Below are 22,426 nucleotides of genomic sequence, written 5' to 3' on the forward strand. Positions count from 1 at the left end.
GGCTCCCTGATCCCGCTGGTCGGCACTCTCTCGGGTGCCGTGATCATCTCGCTCGCCTGCCTCCTGGCCTCGCCGCTGACCGCGCTGGTCGCCGCGATCTACTACCTCGTCTACATGCAGGTCGAGGCGTACCTCCTCAGCCCCCGCATCATGAACAAGGCCGTCTCGGTCCCCGGTGCGGTCGTCGTGATCGCGGCGGTCGCGGGCGGCACCATCGCGGGCGTGCTCGGCGCCCTGGTCGCGATCCCGGTCGCGGCATCGGTGATCATCGTCGTGCAGAAGGTCGTCTTCCCCCGTCAGGACGCCAGGTAGCGGACCGCACCGCGACGGCCGGTCCGCTCAGCGCCAGGGCGGCACCGCGCCGTCGACCGCGGCGCTGAAGCGGCGGACCGACTCCGGGACCGCGACGCCCTCCTCCGCCGGCACCGGCGCGAGCGTGCGGGTGACCAGGGGCACGACGCCCGCCCAGACCCCGGCCTCCGGCTCGTCGCCCGCTCCGTGCGCGCGCACCTTCAGGCTCGCCTCGGCCAGGGGGAGGCGCAGCACCAGCGTGGCCGCGATCTCGCGGGCGGTGCTCGCTCGCACCTCCTCGTCGCGCTCCGGCAGGAGGCGTGCCACCAGCAGATCGAGGGCCCGCGCCTTCTCCTCGCCCTCCAGCACCTCGGCCCGGCCGATCACCATCGCCGAGCGGTAGTTCATCGAGCTGTCGAAGGTGGAGCGGGCGACGACCAGTCCGTCGACCAGCGTGACGGAAGCGGTGAGGAGCGAGTGCCGCGCCGCCTCCCGCAGCAGTCCTCCGCCGCTCGACCCGTGCAGCAGGAGGGAGTCGCCGTCGCGGGCGAAGAGGATCGGCAGCACGATCGCGGCGCCGTCCCGCACGACGGCGACGTGGGCGACGAGCGCCTCGTCGAGCAGGGCGTGCAGCTCGGCGGGATCGGTGCGCTGGCGGTCGCGGAGACGGGAGACGCGGGTGCGGTCGGTGACGGGGAGGCTGTCCATGTCGGAATCGTCCCGCGCCGACTGGATCTGCCAGGATGCCACTGGGCCGCGATCGGAGTGGTCCAGAGCGGAGCGGTCGATGGCGTCGGGCGATCTGGAGATCCCGCTCCTCCTCGGGCCGTCGCCGCGCGGCTCGGTCCGCGCCGGGCTCGCCGAGGCGCTGCGCCAGGCGGTGCTGGACGGGCGCTACCGGGCGGGCGATCCGATCCCGTCGAGCCGCGTGCTCGCCGAGCGGCTCGGCGTCTCGCGGGGCTCCGTCGTCGCCGCGGTGGATCAGCTGGTGGGGGAGGGCTACCTCGTCGCCCACCCGCGCGCAGCGGTGACGGTCGCCTCCGACGGACTGCTGGCGCCGGCGCCGCAGGAGCCGCGGCCGGAGTCCCGGGAGACCGTCGTCCCGCCCGCCGCGGCGGACCTGAGGCCGGGCCGGCCGGACACCCGCGCCCTCGACACCCCGGAGTGGCGGGCCGCCTGGCGCCTGGCGCTCGCCTCGCCGCCCTCGGCGCCTCCTCGGGGTTCCGGGGACCCGGCCCTGCGGGAGCAGATCGCCGAGCAGCTGCGCCGGTCCCGCGGCGTCGACGTGCAGGCGTCGGACGTGGTGGTGACCAGCGGCACCGCGGGCGCCGTCGCGCTCCTGGCCCGCGCCGCCTCGGCCTCGCTCGGACGCGAGGTGCGCGTCGCCGTCGAGGACCCCGGCTACCCGGCCGTCCGGCGCCGCCTGCGCGCCGACGGGCACGAGGTCGTCGGCGTCCCGGTGCGCGGCGACGGCATCGACCTCGACGCTCTCGCGAGCTCCGGCGCGGACGTGGTCGTCGTGACTCCGTCGCACCAGTACCCGACCGGCGGCAGGCTCGCCCTCGCCGAGCGCCTGGAGCTGGTGCGCCGCGCGTCGGCCGGCCCCCTGCTCGTGGTGGAGGACGACTACGACAGCGAGTTCCGCTACGTCGGCGCCCCGCTGCCCGCGCTCGCCTCGCTCGACTCCGGCGGCGGAGTCGCCCCTGTCGGGTCGTTCTCGAAGACCGTCTCGCCGTGGCTCCGCATCGCCTACCTGGCCGTTCCGCGGGCGTCCTGGCTGCGCGCGGCGCTGGCGGGCCTCGACGACGAGAAGGACGCCTCCGCCTCGGGTCCGACGCAGGCGGCGCTCGCGCAGTTCATGGCGAGCGGGGCGTTCCGGAGGCATCTCACGCGCTCGAGACGGCGCTACGCCCACCGCCGTGAGCTGGTCCACGCATTCGGGGAGTCGGTGCCGTGGGGGCGCGCGAGCGGACTCGACGGGGGTCTGCACGTCGTCCTCTCCCTGCCCGCGCCTCTGGACGCGCACGCCGTCGCGGCCGCGCTGCTCCGGGAGGGACTGCTCGTCGCCACTCTGCACGAGTACGCCCTGTCGGGACGGGCCGCGACCGAGGCGCTGGTCCTCGGCTACGGCCATGTCGGCGACCTCGAGCTCGCTGCGGCGCTGGACCTCGTCGACCGGACCGTCCGCGCGCTCGCCGCCGGGGCCGTCCGTGGTATCCCTGGAGGATGACCCGCGACTCCGCCCTGCACATCACCGACGATCCCGACGCCGACGCGCTGCTCAGCCGCGACCCGCTGGCGCTGCTGATCGGGATGCTCCTCGACCAGCAGGTCGCGATGGAGACGGCCTTCTCCGGGCCCCGCAAGATCGAGGAGCGCCTCGAGGCGGAGGGCGCCTCGTTCGACGCCGCGTCGATCGCGGGCTTCGACGAGGACGCGTTCTCGGAGCTCTGCCGGACTCCGCCCGCGATCCACCGCTACCCGGCGAGCATGGCGGGGCGCGTGCAGGTCCTCTGCCGCGCTCTGGTCGACGACTGGGACGGCGACGCCGCGGCCGTCTGGACGCGGGACGAGCCCGACGGCCGCACGGTCCTCGCGCGTCTGAAGGCGCTGCCCGGCTTCGGCGAGCAGAAGGCGCGGATCTTCCTCGCCCTGCTCGGCAAGCAGCGCGGATTCCCGGGGGAGGGCTGGCGCTCGGCCGCGGGCGCCTACGGAGAGGAGGGCGCCTTCCGCTCGGTCGCCGACATCGTCTCTCCGGAGTCGCTGACGAAGGTCCGCGCCACCAAGCAGGCCGCGAAGGCCGCCGCCAAGGCGGAGAAGTAGGGCCGGGGGCGGCGGCCGGATGGATCGAGCGCTCGACGAAGGTCGCGGTCGCCGTCTCCGCAGTCGCAGGCCGAGCAGCCCGACCCGATGATCCCCGCCGCCACCGCCCGGCTGCGCTTCCGCGAGATGACCGCCGAGGACCTCCCCGACATGGCGGATCTGCTCGGCGACCCGGTCGTGATGCGGTACTACCCCGCGCCGAAGGACCGCGAGCAGGCGGCCGCCTGGATCGAGTGGAACCGGCGCAACTACCGCGAGCACGGCTTCGGGCTGTGGATCGTCGAGACACTCGACGGCGAGTTCGTCGGCGACTGCGGGTTGACCTGGCAGCGCGTCGACGGCGGGATCGAGCTCGAGGTCGGCTACCACGTGCGGGCCGGTCTGCACGGCCGCGGCTACGCCACTGAGGCGGCTGCGGCCTGCCGCGACCTCGCGCTCGCCCACCGCCTCGCGGGACGACTCGTGGCGCTCGTGCACCCGGACAACGCCGCCTCGAGGCGCGTCGCCGAGAAGACCGGCCTCCGCGTGATCGCCGAGGACCGCGACGGCGGCGGACTCCTCCGGACCGTGCTCGGGATGCCGCTCGTCGGGCCCGGGCGCCGGCCTCGGGAACGCTGACCGAACGCCCCCGACGGCTCCGGACCATCGCGCGCGGAGCAGGCCCTGAGCTGGAGCAGATCCTGAGCTAGATCCGGTCCTCCAGCGCCGCGATCAGCGCCGCGCGGTCCTCGCGGAGGATCGAGGCCCCGCCCCCCGGCACGGTCCGCACCTCGACGCCGCGGCCGGCGAGGACGCCGCCCAGCGAGCCGTGGCCCAGCGGGTCCTCCGGCATCACGGCGAGCGTCGGCACGGGGAACGTCTCGGGGGCCTCGGCCGCACCCCGTGCCGTCAGCCCGCCGGCGGAGTCCTGCTCCCAGAGCGCGTGGGCCGACACGTCGAGCTCGATCTGCTCGTCCGTCCAGATCGGGTGGCGGTGGCGGAGGGAGTCTGCGTCGCCCTTCTCGACGTGCGCGACCGAGCCGCCGCGGTGGAGCGCGCTCGTCAGTCCTCGGGCGTCCGAGAACGCGGGGTCGAGCAGGACGAGCCGGACGGCGCCGTACTCGGGGGCGAGCCGGGTGGCGACGACGGCGCCGAGGCCGTGGCCGATGACGAGATCGGGGGTCTGCAGCACCGAGGCGCGGACGTCCGACGCCCAGTGCTCCGGCGAGTACACGGGCGACGCCGGCGAGCCGCCGTGACCGGCGAGATCGGGGGCCACCACGCGGTAGCCGTGCTCGTGCAGCGTCGGGACCAGGGCGTACCAGATCCGGGAGTCGGAGCCGAGGCCGTGGAGGAGGAGCGCCGTCCGCTCGCCCGTTCCGCCGTAGTCGCGGACGAACAGCGCCAGCGGCTCGGCCGGCGCGGCGGCCAGCGCCTTCCGCTCGGCACGGGTCGGCTCGAGCACGAGGGTGTTGCCGAACGCCTGCGGTGCCGGCCCGAACGCGTCGCGCGCGCTCTGGATCACCTTGCGGCCGAGCATCGCGTTGCCGACGCCGCCCAGTGCCGCTCCGATCCCGAACGGCATCGCCCGGCCGACCAGGCCCGCGCCCTGTTGGGCGAGGAAGTGCTTGGCGAAGGACTTCTTCGCGCGGTCCGCCAGCTCGCCCACGAGGAAGGACGGCAGGCCCTTCGTGACCACGGAGCCCCAGTACTGGTTGAGGCCGCTGCCCCCGCCGACGGCCTGCCCGGCCACCTGGCGCACCATCTCGCTGCCGGAGGAGCCCATCATCAGCGTGAGCACGAGGGCCCGCGCGCGGTCCGGGTCCTCGAGCGGGATCCCGTGCACCTCCGTCACCGACTGCGCGAAGAGCGCGCTCGCCTCCAGGAACCCTGCGGCTCCCGCGCCGGAGAGAGCCACCGAGGCGGCCGTGCCGATGCCGGGGACGACGGCGGTCGCCCCGATCGCCGCGCCTCCCGCGGCCACGCTCGAGAGGTACTGCCGCTCGAGCGACGTGATGATCTGCTCCGGAGTCGCCCCGGGACGCCGGCGCCGCAGCAGGCGGATGTTCGCCAGCACGGCCGGGCGCTGCACCGCGAGGAGCCGGTCGAGCAGCTTCGCCAGCTGCGCGTTCTCGGAGCCGTCGGCCTGCTCCACCTCGCCGGCCCTCTCCACGGCGCGCTCGCGCTTGCGGTCCTTCTGGGCCATGTCGTGCACTCCTGCGTCCTCGGGCGCCGCGTGCGGGAGGGGTCAGTCGTCGGAGACGGTGCCCTGGACGGGCGGGCCCTCGGCCGGCGCCGTGCTGCTCCGCGGTGTCGGCGCGTAGTCCTCAGCGTAACGCGCGAGCACCTCCTCGATCGGCGCGTCCAGCACCAGGCGGCCCTTGTCCAGGTAGAGGCCGCGCGTGCAGAAGCGGCGGAGGTCGCGCTCGTTGTGCGAGACGAAGAAGAGGGTGCGGCCGGAGGCGAGCAGCTCCTCGATCCGCGCGTAGCACTTCTCGCGGAACGCCCTGTCGCCGACCGCGAGCACCTCGTCCACCAGGATGATCGGCTCCTCGAGCCGCGACACGACGGAGAAGGCGATGCGCACCTTCATCCCGCTCGAGAGGTGCTTGTAGGGGGTGTCGAGGAAGTCGCCGATCTCGGCGAACTCGATGATCGAGTCGAAGCGCGCGTCGACCTCGCGCTTGGACATCCCGTGGAGACCCGCGGTCAGGTAGACGTTCTCGCGGACGCTCAGGTCGGCCACGAAGCCGCCGGTGATCTCGATGAGCGGAGCGACGCCCCCGCGCACCTCCACCGCGCCCTCGTCCGGCAGCACCACGCCGGCGACGAGCTTGAGCAGCGTCGACTTCCCCTGACCGTTCCGGCCGACGACACCGATCGCCTCGCCCGCCCGCACCTGCACGTCGAGCCCGCGCAGCGCCCAGAACTCGCCGGGCCGCGAGCGGCGGGAGCGGCCGGCGAAGAGGTCCTTGAAGGAGCGGCGGCCCCGCCGGTTGCGGCGGAAGCGGATCCCGAGGCCGCGGCACTCGATGACCACCGGGGCGTCGGCCATCACAGCTCCTTCAGCACCGCGCGCTCGGAGCGGCGGAAGACGACGAGGCCCAGCGCCAGCACGAGCACCGAGATGCCCGCGGAGGCGAGGATGAGCGGGACGTCGAGCTCGCTCTCGAAGAACGCGGAGCGGTAGAGGGCGAAGATCCCGCTGAGCGGGTTGAGCGCCGCGAGCGGCCGGATCTGCTCCGGCAGGTTGGCCGTGGAGTAGATGATCGGCGACGCGTAGAAGAGGAACCGGAGCACGAGCTTCACGGCCCGCTCCAGATCGCGGAAGAACACCACGAGCGGGGCCACCAGCAGACCCACGCCGAGCGTGAGCACCGCCTGCAGCAGGATCGCCACGGGGAACAGCAGCGCCGCCCAGGTCAGGTGCGCGCCGGCGATCACGGCGAAGAGCACCAGCACCGGCAGGCTCGCCACGAACTCGATGCCCTTCGAGAGCACGATCCGCCCGACCCAGATGGTCCGCGGGATCGACGTCGACCGCACCAGCTTCGCCTCGCGGAGGAACGCGCGGGTCGCGTCGGACGTCGCCTGGTTGAACCACATCCACGGCAGCAGGCCTGCGAGCAGGAAGACGATGTACGGGTCCTCGCCGACGGTCCGCTGGAAGACGACGGTGAAGACGAAGAAGTAGATGCCCGACATCACGAGCGGGTCGAGAACCGACCAGACGTAGCCGAGCGCGCTCGTGGCGTACCGGACGGTGAGGTCGCGCCTGGTGAGCAGCCAGAGGGAGTGGCGGTAGCGCCAGGCCCGGGAGCGCCGGTGGCGCAGGGCCGTCTCGGTCGCGAGGGTGTCGGCCGTACTCACTGCGCGACTCCTCCCGTCGGCTCCGCTCGAGCCGGGGGAGGAGCCGGGAGCGTCAGACGAAGAGGTTCGCGCGCTCGAGGTCCTCGGCGAAGTCCACCTCGACGGCGTAGAGGTCGGAGATGTCCATCGGCTCGACGAGCAGGCGGTCCTGCTCGATCGCCAACTCTATGCCACGCTCGAAGTAGTCCTGGGCGTCGACCCGGGCGAGCTGGCGCACCAGCGCGGCCTTGTCGGAGGCGGACACGTAGTTGATCCCGACCGCCTCGCCGAGTCCGCCGCGCACCGTCTTGGAGAGCTCCTGGATGAAGCCCTCGGCGCTCGTCGTGTACTTGACCTCCTCGTCCGACACCTTCGAGGTGTTGACGGTGACGAAGGAGACGTCCTTCGCGATCAGCGCGGCCGCGCGGTCGAGGATGCGCGGGTCGAAGACGACGTCGCCGTTCATCCAGAGCACGCCGCCCTGCCCGCTCGCCTGCAGCGCGCGGAGGAGGCTCTTGGAGGTGTTGGTCTGGTCGTACTGCTCGTTGTAGACGAACGTCGCCGAGGGGAAGGCCTCGATGATGTGCTCGAGCTTGTAGCCGACGACGATGCTCACCGGGACCTTCGTGCCGAAGGCGTGGTGGATGTTGTCGAACTGCTGCTGCATGATCGTGCGCCCGTCGCTGAGCGGCGTGAGCGGCTTAGGGAGGGAGCGGCCGAGCCGGCTGCCCATCCCTGCGGCGAGGATGACGACGGTGGCGGGGCTGCTGCTCGTCGAACCTGTGTGCATCATCGTGTGTTCTCCTCGAATTAACCGCTGCGTCTCGATCTGATCGACTCCTCGGGTAGAGGCCTAGTTTACAGTTCACGCCCCCCGGGGCCAGGGTGGTTGACCTCTCGCCGTGTCGCCGGGTGTCGGCGCGGGCGCCGGGGGCCCGCGGGCGAGTTGGTACCGTAGCCGGATGACGTCCGTGACGAACGCCGAGCCCGCTGAGGGTGCCGCGGATCCGGACGGCGCCTCGCCCGTCGTCTTCGAGCTGCACCAGCTGACCCGGACCTTCGGGAGGACGGTGGCGGTCGACCGCATCGACCTGGCCGTCCGCGCGGGGACCTTCTACGGGATCATCGGCCCGAACGGCGCGGGCAAGACCACCACGCTCTCGATGATGACGGGCCTTCTTCGACCCGACACCGGCCGCGTCCTCGTGCACGGCGTCGACGTCTGGAAGGACCCGTCGGCCGCGAAGCCGCTGATCGGGGTCCTGCCCGACCGCCTCCGGCTGTTCGACCGGCTCACCGGCGCCCAGTTCCTCGCCTACTCCGCCGCGCTGCGCGGCATCGACCTCGCCACGGCGAAGCAGCGCACGGTCGAGCTGGCCGAGGCGCTCGGCCTCTCCGACGCGCTGGAGCGCCTGATCTCGGACTACTCCGCGGGGATGGCGAAGAAGGTCGCCCTCGCGGCGGCGATGATCCACGCCCCGCGCGTGCTGGTCCTCGACGAGCCGTTCGAGTCGGTGGACCCGGTCTCCTCGGCCGCCGTGATCACCGTGCTGCGCCGCTTCGTCGAGGGCGGCGGCACCGTCGTCCTCTCCAGCCACGGGCTCGACTTCATCGAGCGCGTCTGCGACGACGTGGCCGTGATCGTCGGCGGGCGCGTGCTCGCCTCCGGGACGGTCGCGGAGGTCGCCGGCACCGCGACGCTGGAGGAGCGCTTCCTCGAGCTCGCGGGCGGCAAGCAGATCGCCGAGGGGCTGCAGTGGCTGCACGACTTCTCCGGCTGAGGATCGACGTCCTCCTGGGCGCGTTCCGCTCCGGGCCCGCGCGCTCGGCCGGCGCCGTCCTGGGCGTGCTCGTGGTCGTCGCGGTGACGGCCCTGCTGATCGGGGCGATCGGCGCTCTGCGCTCCTCGGACGCGGCGGCGGGCGCTATCGTGACCGCCGGCGGTCTCGTCTCCGTCGGCTTCCTGGTGCTGCCCTTCCTGCTCGGCCCGCTCGACCCGATGGATCCGCGCGCGTTCCGCCTCTTCGGCCTTCCGCCGCTCCGCCTCGCCGGGGCGCTCGCCCTGGCCGGCCTCGTCTCGGTCCCCACGCTCGCCCTGCTGGTGGTCGGGCTCGCGAGCGCGCCGCTCGTCCCGGGCGCAGGCGCCTTCGCCGTGGTCGGCCCGCTCCTCGCGGTGGCGACGGCCTCGCTGTTCGCGCGGATCGGCCTCGCCGCCTCCGCCGCACTCGTCCCCTCCCGGACCGCCCGCGAGCTGCTGGCCGTCCTCGGCCTGGTGCTGATGCTGGGCGGTCCCGCAGCCCTCGGCGCCGCCGCGCTGGTCGACACGGGGGACACCCCGGTGCTCGAGCGCTGGGGCGCGGCGATGGGGGCCACTCCGTTCGGCGCGGCGTGGATGATCGCCCCGGCCGCCCGGACCGGCGACGCGCTCGGCCCGCTCCTGCTGGCCCTGGCGACGCTCGTCGCGGCGGGCGCGCTCTGGTGGCTCGTCGTCCGCCTGCTGACGGAGCGCCCCGAGCGCACGCACCGGCCGCCGCGCGGCCTCCGGCTGGGCTGGTTCGACGTCCTCGGCTCGACCCGGACCGGCGCGATCGCGGCGCGCAGCATCACCTACTGGCTCCGGGATCCGCGCTATCAGGCGTCGCTCGTCGCCGTGCCGGTGCTGCCGGTCGCGGCCCTGCTGCTGCTCGCGGTCGTCGGCGTCCCCTTCCCGCTGCTCTCGCTGCTCCCGGTCCCGCTGATCGCGCTGTTCCTCGGCTGGTTCCTGCACAACGACGTCGCCTACGACGGCTCGGCGTTCTGGCTCCACGTGGCCGCGGGCGTCCGCGGCTGGTCGGACCGGCTCGGCCGAGCCTTCCCGACCCTCCTGCTCGGCGTGCCGGTCGTCGTGCTCGGCTCGCTGATCAGCAGCGCGACCTCGGGGCTCCCCGATGCGCTGCCCGTCGTGCTCGCGGTGAACACCTGCCTCCTGCTCGTCCCCGCCGGCGTCGCCAGCGCCGTCTCGGCACGGCTCGCCTATCCGGCTCCGCGCCCGGGCGACAGCGCGTTCACGCAGCCCCAGGCCCCCGGAGCCAGTGGCGCCGGTCCGCAGTCCCTCGCGTTCGGCCTGGGGCTGCTCCTCTCGGCTCCGGCCGTGGTGCTCGGCGTCCGGGCCCTGTTCGTCGACCCGGAGGCGGCGGGCGACGCCGTGCTCGTCGGCTTCGGCAGCGCCGTGGTCGTCTTCGCCCTCGGCGTGCTCCTCGGCGGCCGGCTGTTCGAGCGCCGCGCGACCGAGCTGGTCGCGTTCACCAGCCGCTACTAGCGCCGCCCGATCCGGAGCGCACGGCCGCGGGCCCGGGCTCCGCGCGTAGGATCGTCGGCATGATTCCGCGCGTCCAGAACAGCAGCACCGACCCCCTCGAGGGAGGCGGAGGAACCGCCACGCTCGACCGCGAGCTCGAGGAGCTCCTCAACCAGGAGTCCATCGAGCCGGGCGACCACGAGCGCTTCTCCCACTACGTGCCGAAGGACAAGATCCTCGAGAGCGCCATCACCGGCAAGCCGGTCCGCGCGCTCTGCGGCAAGAAGTGGCTCCCGGGCCGCGACCCGGAGAAGTTCCCGGTGTGCCCGGCCTGCAAGGAGATCTACGCGAAGATGAAGTGAGCTCCCGCCCCGCTCACTCGTAGCGGGTCGGGATGACGGGCTCGCCGCGGCCGAGCCGGAGCGCGTCGATCGGCAGCTCGAGGACCGCGTTGGCGTGGTGCGCGCGGGCTGCCGCCACTCCCTCGATGCCGAGGTGCTCGGGACGGATCGTCCCGTCCTCGATCAGGGGGACGAGCAGCGCCCGCTCGCCCTCGCCGACGGCGCCCTCGGGGCCGGCGCCCACGTGCACGACCTCGGCCTCGGCGACCCCGTCGTCCGAGAGCAGACGGCCGGCGGCCTTCCGCCCGCCGATCGACGCCTTCGAGACCGACTTCTTCGCCACCGCGACCCACTCGCCCGCGTCGTCCTCGTGCGCGACCAGCTTGTAGACCATGCCCGCCGTCGGGTGGCCCGAGCCCGTCGCCACCGAGGTGCCGACGCCGTAGGAGTCGACCGGTGAGGCCGCGAGCGCGGCGATCCCGTACTCGTCGAGGTCGTTGGTGACCGTGATGCGCGTGCCGGTCGCGCCGAGCGCGTCCAGCTGCTGCCGGACGGCGGCCACCTGCTGGGGGAGGTCGCCGGAGTCGATGCGCACAGCGCCGAGGCCGGTGCCGGCGACGCGGACCGCCAGGTCGACGGCGGCTGTCACGTCGTAGGTGTCCACCAGGAGGGTCGTGCCGGGGCCGAGCGCGGCGACCTGCGCGCGGAACGCCTCCTCCTCCGAGTCGTGGAGGAGAGTGAAGGAGTGCGCGGAGGTGCCCATCGTGGGCACGCCGAAGCTGCGGCCCGCCTCCAGGTTCGAGGAGGCGCCGAATCCGGCGATGTAGGCGGCGCGAGCCGCGGCGACGGCGGACCGCTCGCCGGCGCGGCGCGAGCCCATCTCGGCCAGCGGTCGCCCGTCGGCGGCCGAGACCATCCGCGCGGCGGCGCTCGCCACGGCGCTGTCGTGGTTGAGGACGCTGAGCACCAGGGTCTCCAGCAGCACGCCGTCGGCGAAGGGCGCCTCGACGATGAGCACGGGGGAGCCCGGGAGGTAGACCTCGCCCTCGCGGTAGCCCCAGACGTCGCCCCGGAAGCGGTAGTCGGCGAGCCAGTCCAGCGTGCGGGAGTCGACGACGCGGTTCTCGCGGAGCCAGGACAGCTCGTCGTCGCCGAAGCGGAAGCGCGAGATCAGCTCGAGGAGCCGGCCGGTGCCCGCGAGCACGCCGTAGCGGCGTCCGGGCGGGAGGCTCCGGGCGAACACCTCGAACATGCAGCGGCGGTCGGCGGTGCCGCTGCCGAGGGCGCCCTCGACCATCGTGAGCTCGTACCGGTCGGTGAGGAAGGCCGTGGAGTCCATCCGCTCAGTGTTCCACGGCCGCCCCCGCGCGGCCCAGGCGCGGGTGCCGGGGCTTGCGCACGCCGCCGGGCCCGGGAACGGCGTGCGGACGGGACCGGGCCGCAGGGCGCGGGTAGGCTGTTCCTCTGTGACGGACGCACCGCTGGGCATCTTCGACTCCGGAGTCGGCGGGCTCACCGTCGCCCGCTCCGTGATCGACCAGCTGCAGAACGAGTCGATCGTCTACCTCGGCGACACCGCGCACTCGCCCTACGGGCCCAAGCCGCTCGCCGACGTCCGCGCCTACGCCCTCGACACCCTCGACACCCTGGTCGACCAGGGCGCCAAGCTGCTCGTCATCGCCTGCAACACCGCCTCGGCCGCGATGATGCGCGACGCCCGCGAGCGCTACACGCTCGGCCGCGGCATCCCGGTGATCGAGGTCATCCAGCCCGCCGTCCGCAGCGCTGTCCGCGACACCCGCAACCGCCGCGTCGGGGTGATCGGCACGGTCGGGACGATCCGCTCCCGCGCCTACGACGACGCCTTCGTCGCCGCGCCCGACCTGCAGCTGTTCACCGCCGCCTGCCCGCGCTTCGTCGAGTTCGTCGAGGCGGGCGTCACCTGGAGCGACGAGCTGCTCGCGGTGGCGGAGGAGTACCTCGCGCCGCTCAAGGCCGCGGGGGTCGACACGCTCGTCCTCGGCTGCACCCACTACCCGCTGCTGCGCGGTGCCATCGCGTACGTGATGGGGCCGGACGTCCGCCTCGTCTCGAGCGCCGAGGAGACCGCGCTCGACGTCTACCGGACCCTCGTGGCGCACGGCCTGCAGCGCACCTCCGCCGCGCCTCCGACCTACCGGTGGGAGGAGACGGGCTCGAGCGACTTCGTCCGCCTCGCCCGCCGCTTCCTCGGTCCGGAGGTCTCGAGCGTCGACCTCGTCGAGACCGGCACCATCAACCTGCGCGAGCTCGACCGGGCCGCGCTCCCGCACGATCGAGGGAGACCCGAGTGACCGACAGCACCGCATCGAAGGCCGCGCGCAAGGACGGGCGGGCGCCCGGCGAGCTGCGCACCGTGACGATCGAGCGCGGCTGGAGCACCCAGGCGGAGGGCTCCGCGCTCGTCTCGTTCGGGAACACCAGGGTGCTCTGCACCGCCTCCTTCACGAACGGCGTGCCGCGCTGGCTGCAGGGCAAGGGCAAGGGCTGGGTCACCGCCGAGTACGCGATGCTGCCCCGCTCCACCAACTCCCGCATGGACCGCGAGTCGGTCAAGGGGAAGGTCGGCGGGCGCACGCACGAGATCTCGCGGCTGATCGGCCGGAGCCTCCGCGCGGTGGTCGACACGAAGGCGCTCGGCGAGAACACCCTCGTGATCGACTGCGACGTCCTCCAGGCCGACGGCGGCACCCGCACCGCGGCGATCACCGGCGCCTACGTGGCGATGGCCGACGCGATCGAGTGGGCGCGCGGCAAGAAGTACGTGGGGCAGAAGGCGCAGCCGCTGATCGACAGCCTCTCGGCGGTGTCCGTCGGCATCATCGACGGCGTGCCGATGCTCGACCTGGCCTACGTCGAGGACGTGCGCGCCGAGACCGACATGAACGTCGTCGTCACCGGACGAGGCCTGTTCGTCGAGGTGCAGGGCACCGCCGAGGGGGCCCCGTTCGACCGCCGTGAGCTCGACGCCCTGCTCGACCTCGCGGTCGCCGGTGCCTCCCACCTCGCCCGCATCCAGGCCGAAGCGCTCGCCGCGGAGCCCGGAGCGTGAGCCTGGACCTCGTCCTCGCCACGCACAACGCGGGCAAGGTGGAGGAGTTCCGCGCCATGCTGGCCGGCGCGCTCCCCGGAGTCGGCGTCCGCGCCTACGACGGACCCGAGCCGGTCGAGGACGGCGTGAGCTTCGCCGAGAACGCGCTGATCAAGGCGCGCGCGGCGGCGGCGCACACCGGCCTCGTGGCGCTCGCGGACGACTCCGGGATCTGCGTCGACGTCCTCGGCGGCGCGCCGGGCATCTTCTCGGCCCGCTGGTCGGGACGCGCGCACGACGCGACGGCCAACCTCGAGCTCCTCCTGGCCCAGCTGCACGACGTGAAGGCGGAGCACCGCGGTGCGCACTTCAGCTGCACCATCGCCCTCGTGGTGCCGGACTCCGTGCTCCCCGGCGGTCAGGAGACGGTGGTCGAGGGCCGCTGGGACGGCGCGATCGCGACGGCCCCGCGCGGTGCGAACGGCCACGGCTACGACCCGGTGTTCGTCCCCGAGGCCGGGGCGCTCACGGCGGCCGAGCTCGCTCCCGAGCAGAAGAACGCCCGGAGCCACCGCGCCCGCGCCTTCACCGCGCTGCGCGCCGAGCTCGCCGCCCTGTCCGCCCGGCTCTGAGCCGGCGGGTTCCCACCGCGGGATGCCACTCCGGTGCACGCCTGTCGGCGTGCGGCGAGCCGGAGTGGCGTCTCGCGGAGGCGGAGGTCAGGACTTCGGGTGCTTGTCGTCCAGGGTGTCGGCGTCGAGCACGTAGGCGGCCGACTCGGTCGAGTCGGTCTCGGGGTCGGCGGCGAGCTTCGCCTTGCGCTGCTGCTGGAAGAAGTGGAACAGCGTCGGCAGCAGCGCGAGCACGACCGCGCCGATCAGGATCACGTCGATGTAGTGCGAGACGAAGTCGGCGACCGGCGGGATGAAGGCGAGCAGCCACCCGATCAGGGTGACCCCGCTGCCCCAGATCAGGGCGCCGATGAGGTTGTAGAGGCTGTACTTGCGGTAGTTCATGTGAGCCACGCCGGCCGCGATCGGCGCGAAGGTGCGGACGATCGGCACGAAGCGCGCGAGGATCACGGCGAGGCCGCCGAAGCGCTCGAAGAACGCGTTGGTCCGCTTCACGTTCTCGATGCTGAAGAAGCCGGACTCCTTGCGCTCGAAGATGCGCGGGCCGGCCTTGTGCCCGATCAGGTAGCCGACCTCGCCGCCGACGAAGGCCGAGAACCCGACGGCCAGGCAGATGAGCCAGATCGGGACGCCGAGGCCGCCGTTCGACGCGTTCTCGTGCGCCAGCAGGCCCGTGATGATCAGCAGCGTGTCGCCCGGGAAGAGGAAGCCGATCAGCAGTCCGGTCTCGGCGAACACGATGAGGCAGACCACGAGCACGCCCCAGGGGCCGAACGAGGTCAGGATCGTCTCCGGATCGAGCCAGGGGACGAGGGCGGCGTGATTCAACGGATCTCCAGTCGACGGGGGCCGGTGGCCGGTCGGCGGTCACGCGAGCGCGCTCAGCGTACCGGCCGATCCCGTGCGGAAGGAGGGACTCGAACCCTCACGCCTCTCGGCACAGGAACCTAAATCCTGCGTGTCTGCCATTCCACCACTCCCGCGTGCGGGCTCCAGTGTAGGAGGAGGGCCCCGCGCCTCAGCCGCGGGAGGCCGCCCGGGGGAGGTACCGCGGGATCCAGCGGGCGAGCGCCCCCGCTCCGCCCAGACCGAGCACCCCCATCACGACGGCGGCGAAGGGGAGGGAGATCAGGGCGGTGAGCGCCGACACGACGATCGGGGCGGCGGCGTTGCCCGCGTCGCCGGTGAAGCGGAACGCGCCGAGGAACGGGGCCGGATCGGCGGGGGGCGCGAGATCGGCGCCGATGGTCATCAGGATCCCGGAGCCGATGCCGTTCGCGGCCGCGAGCACGCAGGCCACGGCGACGAACCAGGGCACCGGATCGAGGGCGAGCACCGAGGCGGCGAGGGCGAGGTGGCCGAGCCCGAGGCCGATCATCGAGGGGATCGCGGTGGCGCCCCGGCCGAAGCGGTCCATCAGCTGGCCGCCGGCGTAGAAGAGGGCGAAGTCGAGCGCGCCGGCGATGCCGATGATGATCGCGGTGTCGGTCTCGGCGAGCCCGATGCTCACCGCCCAGAGGGGGAGGATCAGCGTCCGGCTCGCCCGCAGCGCCCCGATCACGGCGGCGCCGGTCCCCATCCGAGCGAGGACCCCGCGGTGCTCGCGCAGCGTCCCGAGCAGCGACTGCGGCGACTCCGGGACGGTCGCCGACGCCTCCGCGGCGACCACGTCCTCCGGAGCGGCGCGGTCGGCCGCGGCCTGCGCCCGCCGCAGCACCGTCGCGGGGTCGGGCACGAGCAGCAGGACCACGACCGCCGCCACGCAGCAGACGATGTGCACCCAGAAGACGGACTCGACGGAGCCGGTGAGGTGCACCACCCCGGCCGCCAGGAACGGGCCGATCAGCCAGCCGGCGCGGAACGCCCCGGCGAGGGCGCTGAGCGCGCGGGCGCGGTGCGTGATCGGGACGAACGACGTCATGAACGCGTGCCGCGCCAGCGCGAAGACCGCGGTCGCGAGGCCGATCACGAAGACGCCGATCGTCAGCCCGACCCATGACGTCGAGAGCAGGCACACCACGAGCCCGAGGATCGACGCGGCCGAGGCTCCGAGCATCGCGCCGCGCTCGCCGATCCGGGAGACGATCCAGCCGCTGGGGATGTCGCCCGCCAGCTCGCCGATCATGATCATCCCCGCCACGAGGCCCGCCAGGGCCAGCGTCGCACCGAGGTCGCCGGCCGCGGCCGGCAGGAGGGGGATGATCGCCCCCTCGCCGATGGAGAAGAGGAGGGTGGGGAGGAAGGTCGACAGCAGCAGCGGCCCGACGGGGAAGGGGCGCGGAGCGGTGCTGGTCACCGTCCCCAGGGTACGCCCGGGCCGGAGGGCGGCCCCCGCCCCCCGGTAGTCTGGACGCACCATGCTGGACAACGACTTCACCGAGCAGATCACTGCTCTCCGCTCCACCTTCGCCGACATCCGCGCCGTCATCGACGTGGACGGTCTCCGCTCGAAGATCGCCGAGCTCAGCGAGCAGGCCGGCGCCCCCGACCTGTGGGACGACACGGCCAACGCGCAGAAGGTGACCAGCGCCCTCAGCCACCGCCAGTCCGAGCTCGCGCGGATCACCGCGATCGACCGGCGCCTGGACGACCTCGAGGTGCTCGTCGAGATGGCGAACGAGGCCGAGGACGCCGAGTCCGAGCAGGAGGCGATCGCCGAGCTCTCCTCCCTCCAGAAGGTCATGGGCGAGCTCGAGGTGCAGACCCTGCTCGACGGCGAGTACGACGACCGCCCCGCCGTGGTCACCATCCGCGCGGGAGCGGGCGGCGTCGACGCCTCCGACTTCGCCGAGATGCTCATGCGCATGTACCTCCGCTGGGCCGAGAAGCACAAGTACGCGGCGACCGTCATGGACGCCAGCTACGCGGAGGAGGCGGGCATCAAGTCGGCCACCTTCCAGATCGACGCCCCCTACGCCTTCGGCACGCTCTCGGTCGAGGCCGGCACCCACCGCCTCGTGCGGATGAGCCCCTTCGGCGCCGCGGGCAAGCGCCAGACCTCCTTCGCCGCGGTCGAGGTCATCCCGCTGATGGAGGAGGCCGGGGCGATCGAGATCCCCGACAACGACATCCGCGTCGACGTCTTCCGCTCCTCCGGCCCCGGCGGCCAGTCGGTGAACACCACCGACTCCGCGGTGCGCCTCACCCACCTGCCCACCGGCACCGTCGTGTCGATGCAGAACGAGAAGAGCCAGATCCAGAACCGCGCCGCGGCGATGCGCGTGCTCCAGTCGCGGCTCCTGCTGCTGCAGAAGGAGCAGGAGGCGGCCACCAAGAAGGAGCTCGCCGGCACCATCACCGCGAGCTGGGGCGACCAGATGCGCAGCTACGTCCTCGCTCCGTACCAGATGGTGAAGGACCTGCGCACCGACCACGAGGTCGGCAACCCCTCGCACGTGTTCGACGGCGATCTGGACGGCTTCATCGCCGCCGGGATCCGCTGGCGGAAGTCCTCCTAGCGCGGCTCGGGCGCGTCCCCACCGACGCGCCGCGCGCCCCCTCGGCGGACTCTTCGGGATCGTCGCTTACCCTCGTACCGACATGATTCGCTTCGACAACGTCTCCAAGCAGTATCGGGGCGGCACGAGACCCGCCCTCAACGCCATCGATCTCGAGATCCTCCGGGGCGAGTTCGTCTTCCTCGTCGGCGCCTCCGGCTCCGGCAAGTCGAGCTGCCTCCGCCTGATCCTCAAGGAGGAGCGTCCCTCCTCCGGGTCGATCCACGTGCTCGGGCAGAACCTCGGCAAGATCTCGAGCCGCAAGGTCCCGTACTTCCGCCGCAACATGGGCGTCGTGTTCCAGGACTTCCGGCTGCTGCCGAACAAGTCGGTCTTCGACAACGTCGCGTTCAGCCTCCAGGTGATCGGCAAGTCGAAGGGCTACATCCAGGAGGCCGTCCCGGACACGCTCAAGATGGTGGGCCTCGCGGGCAAGGCGTCGCGCCTGCCCCACGAGCTCTCCGGCGGCGAGCAGCAGCGCGTGGCGATCGCCCGTGCCGTCGTCAACAAGCCGGCCGTCCTGCTGGCCGACGAGCCCACGGGCAACCTCGACCCGACCACGAGCGCCGGCATCATGGCGCTGCTCGAGCGGATCAACGCGGGCGGCACGACCGTGATCATGGCGACCCACGAGGCCGGCATCGTCGACCAGATGAAGCGCCGCGTCATCGAGCTCTCGGCCGGCAGCATCGTCCGCGACGAGAGCCAGGGCGGCTACGGCCAGACCGAGAGCATCACCGTCGTCCACGACGGCGTCGTGGTCGTGGCGGCCGACGACCACGCGGTCGCCGAGCAGCCCGCGCCCCCGGCGATCATCGACAGCGAGCTCGCGCCCGCCGAGGTCCCCGAGATCGACCTGCGCCAGGAGGCCCCGGCCCCGCCGCCCGAGCCGGCCCGCCTCTCGCAGACCGCCGCCCAGCCCCGCGTCCCCGAGGGCCGCCGCTCCGCCGCCGTCGAGCCGGAGCGCGAGCCGGAGCCGGCCGCCGAGCCCGCCGCCGCCCCGCGCGTCGTCGAGCTGCAGAGCCAGACCGGTCCGATCTTCCTCCCCGCCGACACCGGCGCCCTGCCCGAGGAGTCGCTCGCCGCGCGCCTCGGCCTCCGCGCCCACGCGGGCGAGGGCGACGAGACCGGCGACGACCAGCAGAACGTAGGACCCGTCAAGTGAGATTCGCACTGATCTGGTCGGAGGTCGCCAGCGGCCTCCGGCGCAACGTCTCCATGGTCGTCTCGGTGATCCTGGTGACCTTCATCTCCCTCACCTTCGTCGGCACGGCGATCCTGCTCCAGATGCAGATCGGCCAGATGAAGAACTTCTGGTACGACAAGGCGCAGGTCGCGGTGTACATGTGCACCGCCACCTCCGGCGGCTCGAACTGCAGCGGCTCCGACGCCACCGCCGAGCAGATCGACGCGGTGCAGGGCCAGCTCGAGGGCGCGACGCTCGCGCCGTACATCGACCGCTCCTACTTCGAGGACCACGACCAGGCCTACGCGAACTTCCAGGAGCAGTTCGCGGGCAACCCGGTCGCCGAGTACGTCACTCCCGACCTGCTCAACCAGACCTTCTGGATCAACCTGAAGGACCCGACCCAGTCGGACGTCATCGTGGAGAGCCTGTCGAGCGTCTCGGGAGTCGAGAGCGTCACCGACCAGCGGCAGTACCTCGACCAGATCTTCTCGATCCTCAACGCGGCGAGCTACACGGCGATCGGCATCGCCGTCCTGATGCTCGTCGCGGCCGTGCTGCTCATCGCCACCACGATCCGCCTCTCGGCGTTCTCGCGGAGACGGGAGCTGGGCATCATGCGGCTCGTGGGGGCCTCGAACAGGTTCATCCAGACCCCGTTCATCCTCGAGGGGGTCTTCGCCGCGCTGGTCGGCTCGATCCTCGCGGGAGTCGCGGTGGTCGCCATCGTGCAGGTCTTCGTGCAGGGGTTCCTGGCGTACCGGATCCCGCTGACCTCCTTCGTGGGACTCGACGACGCTCTGATCGTCGTGCCGATCCTGATCGTGGTCGGCATCGTCCTGGCCGCCGTCTCGGCGAACGTCGCGATCGCGCGGTACCTGCGGGTCTGATCCCGGACCGGACGTATACTGGTGGGCTGTCCCGTTCGGGGCGGCCCACCGGTGCATCGCCCCGACGATGCCCGCCCCCTTCATCCGCTCGCGACCCGAGGAGCAGCCGTGCCCAGAGAACAGGGACAGAAGGTCGTCGCGACCAACCGCAAGGCGCGCCACGACTACCTCATCGAGGACACCTACGAGGCGGGCCTCGTGCTCACCGGCACCGAGGTGAAGTCCCTCCGGGCCGGCCGCGCCTCGCTGGTCGACGGCTACGCGTTCGTCGACGGGGGAGAGGCGTGGCTCGACGCCGTCCACATCAACGAGTGGGCCCAGGGCACCTGGACGAACCACCCGCCGCGCCGCAAGCGCAAGCTGCTGCTGCACAAGGCGCAGATCCTCAAGATCCACAACAAGGTGAAGGAGGGCGGGTACACGCTGATCCCGCTCTCGCTGTACTTCAGCGACGGCAAGGCCAAGGTCGAGCTGGCCGTGGCCAAGGGCAAGAAGGACTACGACAAGCGCCAGGTCCTCCGAGAGCGCCAGGACCGCCGCGAGGCGGACCGTGCGATGTCGACCCGCCGCCGCCTCGGCGAGTAGGCCCCGGCGGGCACTGTCCGACGGGTGCCGCGCAAGCCTCTTCTTCGCGCCCCGTGCTTTGGGAGACTGGGGCGCGTGACCTCCCCCGAGAACAGCGCCCCCGCCGCCCTGAGCGCCGCCGACGAGAAGACGCGGTGGCGCGCCTTCGCGGTGAGCGTCGGAGTCGCGGCCATCACGATCCTCGACCTCTCGAAGGTCAACGTCGGCCTGCCGTCGATCGAGCGCTCGCTCGGAGCGGACGCGAGCCAGCTGCAGCTGATCGTCGCGGGCTACGCGCTCGCCTTCGGACTGGCGCTCGTGCCGGCCGGTCGGCTGGGCGACATCCGCTCGCGCCGCCTGCTGTTCCTCATCGGGCTGACCGCGTTCACGGTGACGAGCCTGCTCTGCGCGCTCGCGCCGTCGATCGAGCTGCTCGTCGTCGCGCGCTTCCTGCAGGGCGTCGCCGCGGGCATCCAGATGCCCCAGGTCCTCGGGCTGGTGCAGCAGATGTTCACCGGCGCCGAGCGGGCCCGGGCCTTCGGGGTCTTCGGCGCGACCATCGGCCTGTCGACCGCCTTCGGCCCGACCCTCGGCGGCCTCCTGATCGCGATCGGCGGCGAGCAGGACGGCTGGCGCCTGCTGTTCTGGATGAACATCCCGCTGGGCGTCGCCGCGCTGGTCTTCGCCTGGAAGCTCATCCCGAAGAAGCGCTCGCGGCCCGAGGGAGACCGGTCCCTCGACCCGGTCGGCCTGCTCCTGCTGGCGGTCGCGATCTTCGCGTTCATGCTGCCGTTCCTGCTGACCACGGGCTCCTCCTCGGACTCGCCCTACCGCTGGTTCTGGCTGGTGCTCGCCGCGGCCGCCGCCGCCGTCTTCGTGCGCTGGGAGGCGCACTACGCCGCGTCGGGGCGGACGCCCGTCATCGACTTCCGCATCTTCCGGACCAGCTCCTATCGCAACGGCATCCTGGTCGCGACCTCCTACTTCGCCGCGATCCCGGCGACCTTCCTCCTCACCACGCTCTTCCTCCAGCAGGGGCTCGGCCTCGAGCCGGTGTTCGCCGGCATGGTGAGCATCCCGTTCGCGCTGACCTCGGCGGTGACCGCCTGGTACGGCGGCAAGCTCGTGCAGCGCTACGGCCGCGCACTGGTGGTGCTCGGCATCGTGCTCGTGGTCATCGGCTTCACGCTCGTGCTGCTCGCCGCCGAGCTCCTCCCGGCCGAGACCGCCGCCTACGGCATGGGTGCCGCGATGCTCGTCGCCGGGGCCGGAGGCGGCTTCGTCGTGTCGCCGAACCAGACGCTCACCCTCGCCGAGATCCCGCCGGCGCAGGGCGGCGTGGCGGGCTCCGTGGGCCAGCTCGGCCAGCGCGTGGGCACCGCGGTCGGCACCGCCTGCGCCTCCGCCGTCTTCTTCGCGACCCTGGCGAGCGAGCAGGGGATGGCGGAGGGGCTGGACCGGTACCACGACGCCTTCCGCAACGGCTACTTCGTCACCCTCGGGCTGATCGCGCTTGCGCTCGTGCTGGGTCTGCTCGATCTGCGCCGCCGCCGGGTGACCGCCCGCGGAGCTGAGGTAGACTAGGACCCGTAACTCCACAGTGTGCGACGAACGACCCACTCCAGCGGCCTCCGGGCCGTCGAGTGCTCGCGGGGATGATCGGTTTCGACATTGCCTGCGAAACTGCGAGAAGCGGGTCGAGGATCCAGGGTCATCTCGTCAACGATCCCTGGAAAACACAGGTGCCGAACAGAAGCGCACCGACTTCGCTCTCGCTGCCTAAGCCAGAGTAGATAGTCCGTCAGCCCGTGGGTGCGTCCTCGCCCCGGATCCTGGCGTCATCTAGAGGACTTGCTGCGTCGTTACGCCTGAGGGCGACGCGGGACTTGCACTCGGGCTGGGCCCGTCGACCGATGCGCCGATGGTAACGGTCGGGGCCGAGCAGAACGCTCTCATCGGCTACACCCGTAGAAGGCGCAGAATCACAGCGATGGACGGGGGTTCGATTCCCCCCATCTCCACCACCG

The 22,426-nt window shown here is 72.6% G+C and carries 23 protein-coding genes, 1 tRNA gene and 1 other RNA gene; 16 read left to right on the forward strand and 9 right to left on the reverse strand.

The window, feature by feature from the left end; translation table 11 throughout:
* The coding region (locus C5D04_RS12655) for an AI-2E family transporter (protein WP_146087872.1) at window positions 1–312 on the forward strand (312 nt) is incomplete at its 5' end.
* A 27-nt stretch (window positions 313–339) separates the two neighbouring features.
* Here C5D04_RS12655 and C5D04_RS12660 read toward each other — a convergent pair.
* Window positions 340–999 carry a pyridoxamine 5'-phosphate oxidase family protein gene (locus C5D04_RS12660; protein ID WP_104347785.1) on the reverse strand — a complete coding sequence of 220 codons (660 nt, stop codon included), beginning with the start codon at window positions 997–999 and terminating at the stop codon, window positions 340–342.
* 79 nt (window positions 1,000–1,078) lie between these two features.
* Between C5D04_RS12660 and C5D04_RS12665 the strand changes: the two genes are divergently transcribed.
* The 3 genes from C5D04_RS12665 to C5D04_RS12675 all read left to right on the forward strand — a co-directional run bounded on the left by C5D04_RS12665 (window position 1,079) and on the right by C5D04_RS12675 (window position 3,732).
* Window positions 1,079–2,521, forward strand: a complete 1,443-nt coding sequence (locus C5D04_RS12665) for a PLP-dependent aminotransferase family protein (RefSeq protein ID WP_181137710.1) — start codon at window positions 1,079–1,081, stop codon at window positions 2,519–2,521.
* Entirely contained in the window at window positions 2,518–3,114 is a 597-nt protein-coding gene (locus tag C5D04_RS12670) for an HhH-GPD-type base excision DNA repair protein (protein ID WP_104292007.1), read from the forward strand. The genes C5D04_RS12665 and C5D04_RS12670 overlap by 4 nt, the downstream gene beginning before the upstream one ends.
* An 87-nt stretch (window positions 3,115–3,201) precedes the next feature.
* Complete coding sequence (locus tag C5D04_RS12675; RefSeq protein ID WP_104292008.1) at window positions 3,202–3,732, forward strand: GNAT family N-acetyltransferase; 531 nt, start codon at window positions 3,202–3,204, stop codon at window positions 3,730–3,732.
* 67 nt (window positions 3,733–3,799) lie between these two features.
* Here the strand turns inward: C5D04_RS12675 and C5D04_RS12680 are convergent, their stop codons facing one another.
* Genes C5D04_RS12680 through C5D04_RS12695 form a run of 4 tightly spaced genes read right to left on the reverse strand, consistent with a single transcriptional unit; the run spans window position 3,800 to window position 7,732 of the window.
* Window positions 3,800–5,299 carry an alpha/beta fold hydrolase gene (locus tag C5D04_RS12680; protein ID WP_104347787.1) on the reverse strand — a complete coding sequence of 500 codons (1,500 nt, stop codon included), beginning with the start codon at window positions 5,297–5,299 and terminating at the stop codon, window positions 3,800–3,802.
* Window positions 5,300–5,341: 42 nt separating this feature from the next.
* Window positions 5,342–6,148 carry an ABC transporter ATP-binding protein gene (locus C5D04_RS12685; RefSeq protein ID WP_104223571.1) on the reverse strand — a complete coding sequence of 269 codons (807 nt, stop codon included), beginning with the start codon at window positions 6,146–6,148 and terminating at the stop codon, window positions 5,342–5,344.
* Complete coding sequence (locus C5D04_RS12690) at window positions 6,148–6,963, reverse strand: ABC transporter permease (protein ID WP_374953048.1); 816 nt, start codon at window positions 6,961–6,963, stop codon at window positions 6,148–6,150. Before C5D04_RS12690 ends, C5D04_RS12685 begins: the two co-directional genes overlap by 1 nt.
* A gap of 52 nt (window positions 6,964–7,015) precedes the next feature.
* On the reverse strand, window positions 7,016–7,732 hold the full coding sequence (locus C5D04_RS12695; RefSeq protein WP_104226983.1) for an NTP transferase domain-containing protein: 717 nt from the start codon (window positions 7,730–7,732) through the stop codon (window positions 7,016–7,018).
* A 172-nt stretch (window positions 7,733–7,904) separates the two neighbouring features.
* Here C5D04_RS12695 and C5D04_RS12700 point away from each other — a divergent pair, with 172 nt between their 5' ends.
* Genes C5D04_RS12700 through C5D04_RS12710 form a run of 3 tightly spaced genes read left to right on the forward strand, consistent with a single transcriptional unit; the run spans window position 7,905 to window position 10,581 of the window.
* Window positions 7,905–8,723, forward strand: coding sequence for an ABC transporter ATP-binding protein (locus C5D04_RS12700; protein WP_104223570.1), 819 nt, complete (start codon window positions 7,905–7,907; stop codon window positions 8,721–8,723).
* Complete coding sequence (locus C5D04_RS12705) at window positions 8,699–10,240, forward strand: ABC transporter permease (protein ID WP_104347788.1); 1,542 nt, start codon at window positions 8,699–8,701, stop codon at window positions 10,238–10,240. Before C5D04_RS12700 ends, C5D04_RS12705 begins: the two co-directional genes overlap by 25 nt.
* A 59-nt stretch (window positions 10,241–10,299) precedes the next feature.
* Window positions 10,300–10,581 (forward strand): DUF3039 domain-containing protein, encoded by a 282-nt coding sequence (locus C5D04_RS12710; protein WP_104223568.1) that lies wholly within the window; start codon window positions 10,300–10,302, stop codon window positions 10,579–10,581.
* A 13-nt stretch (window positions 10,582–10,594) separates the two neighbouring features.
* Here C5D04_RS12710 and C5D04_RS12715 read toward each other — a convergent pair whose 3' ends face one another.
* The gene (locus tag C5D04_RS12715) at window positions 10,595–11,899 is read right to left on the reverse strand and encodes a nicotinate phosphoribosyltransferase (protein ID WP_104233197.1); all 1,305 of its coding nucleotides are present in this window, start codon (window positions 11,897–11,899) and stop codon (window positions 10,595–10,597) included.
* 127 nt (window positions 11,900–12,026) lie between these two features.
* Between C5D04_RS12715 and murI the strand changes: the two genes are divergently transcribed.
* The 3 genes from murI to rdgB are packed head-to-tail and all read left to right on the forward strand — an operon-like array spanning window position 12,027 to window position 14,262.
* Window positions 12,027–12,893 carry a glutamate racemase gene (gene murI, locus C5D04_RS12720; RefSeq protein WP_104223566.1) on the forward strand — a complete coding sequence of 289 codons (867 nt, stop codon included), beginning with the start codon at window positions 12,027–12,029 and terminating at the stop codon, window positions 12,891–12,893.
* The gene (rph, locus tag C5D04_RS12725; protein WP_104347789.1) at window positions 12,890–13,651 is read left to right on the forward strand and encodes a ribonuclease PH; all 762 of its coding nucleotides are present in this window, start codon (window positions 12,890–12,892) and stop codon (window positions 13,649–13,651) included. The genes murI and rph overlap by 4 nt, the downstream gene beginning before the upstream one ends.
* Window positions 13,648–14,262 carry an RdgB/HAM1 family non-canonical purine NTP pyrophosphatase gene (gene rdgB, locus C5D04_RS12730; protein WP_104223564.1) on the forward strand — a complete coding sequence of 205 codons (615 nt, stop codon included), beginning with the start codon at window positions 13,648–13,650 and terminating at the stop codon, window positions 14,260–14,262. Before rph ends, rdgB begins: the two co-directional genes overlap by 4 nt.
* A gap of 87 nt (window positions 14,263–14,349) precedes the next feature.
* Here the strand turns inward: rdgB and C5D04_RS12735 are convergent, their stop codons facing one another.
* The 3 genes from C5D04_RS12735 to C5D04_RS12745 all read right to left on the reverse strand — a co-directional run bounded on the left by C5D04_RS12735 (window position 14,350) and on the right by C5D04_RS12745 (window position 16,558).
* Window positions 14,350–15,090 carry a DedA family protein gene (locus tag C5D04_RS12735; protein ID WP_104233200.1) on the reverse strand — a complete coding sequence of 247 codons (741 nt, stop codon included), beginning with the start codon at window positions 15,088–15,090 and terminating at the stop codon, window positions 14,350–14,352.
* Between the two features lie 74 nt (window positions 15,091–15,164).
* Window positions 15,165–15,245, reverse strand: a tRNA-Leu gene (locus tag C5D04_RS12740).
* Between the two features lie 35 nt (window positions 15,246–15,280).
* Window positions 15,281–16,558 carry an MFS transporter gene (locus C5D04_RS12745; RefSeq protein WP_258059482.1) on the reverse strand — a complete coding sequence of 426 codons (1,278 nt, stop codon included), beginning with the start codon at window positions 16,556–16,558 and terminating at the stop codon, window positions 15,281–15,283.
* A gap of 61 nt (window positions 16,559–16,619) precedes the next feature.
* On the opposite strand from C5D04_RS12745, the gene prfB reads away from it, so the two are divergent.
* From prfB to ssrA, 6 genes are all read left to right on the forward strand, one after another.
* On the forward strand, window positions 16,620–17,720 hold the full coding sequence (prfB, locus tag C5D04_RS12750; protein ID WP_104226967.1) for a peptide chain release factor 2: 1,101 nt from the start codon (window positions 16,620–16,622) through the stop codon (window positions 17,718–17,720).
* An 82-nt stretch (window positions 17,721–17,802) separates the two neighbouring features.
* The gene (gene ftsE, locus C5D04_RS12755; protein ID WP_104233202.1) at window positions 17,803–18,924 is read left to right on the forward strand and encodes a cell division ATP-binding protein FtsE; all 1,122 of its coding nucleotides are present in this window, start codon (window positions 17,803–17,805) and stop codon (window positions 18,922–18,924) included.
* Window positions 18,921–19,835, forward strand: a complete 915-nt coding sequence (gene ftsX, locus C5D04_RS12760; protein ID WP_104223559.1) for a permease-like cell division protein FtsX — start codon at window positions 18,921–18,923, stop codon at window positions 19,833–19,835. The genes ftsE and ftsX overlap by 4 nt, the downstream gene beginning before the upstream one ends.
* 108 nt (window positions 19,836–19,943) lie before the next feature.
* Window positions 19,944–20,420 carry an SsrA-binding protein SmpB gene (gene smpB, locus C5D04_RS12765; RefSeq protein WP_104223558.1) on the forward strand — a complete coding sequence of 159 codons (477 nt, stop codon included), beginning with the start codon at window positions 19,944–19,946 and terminating at the stop codon, window positions 20,418–20,420.
* A gap of 75 nt (window positions 20,421–20,495) precedes the next feature.
* Window positions 20,496–21,983, forward strand: coding sequence for an MFS transporter (locus tag C5D04_RS12770; RefSeq protein WP_104223557.1), 1,488 nt, complete (start codon window positions 20,496–20,498; stop codon window positions 21,981–21,983).
* Between the two features lie 67 nt (window positions 21,984–22,050).
* Window positions 22,051–22,423, forward strand: a transfer-messenger RNA (tmRNA) gene (gene ssrA / locus C5D04_RS12775).
* The last annotated feature ends 3 nt before the right edge of the window (window positions 22,424–22,426 follow it).

The sequence above is a fragment of the Rathayibacter sp. AY1D2 genome (assembly GCF_002932695.1).
In the GTDB taxonomy this organism is placed as follows: Bacteria; Actinomycetota; Actinomycetes; order Actinomycetales; family Microbacteriaceae; genus Rathayibacter.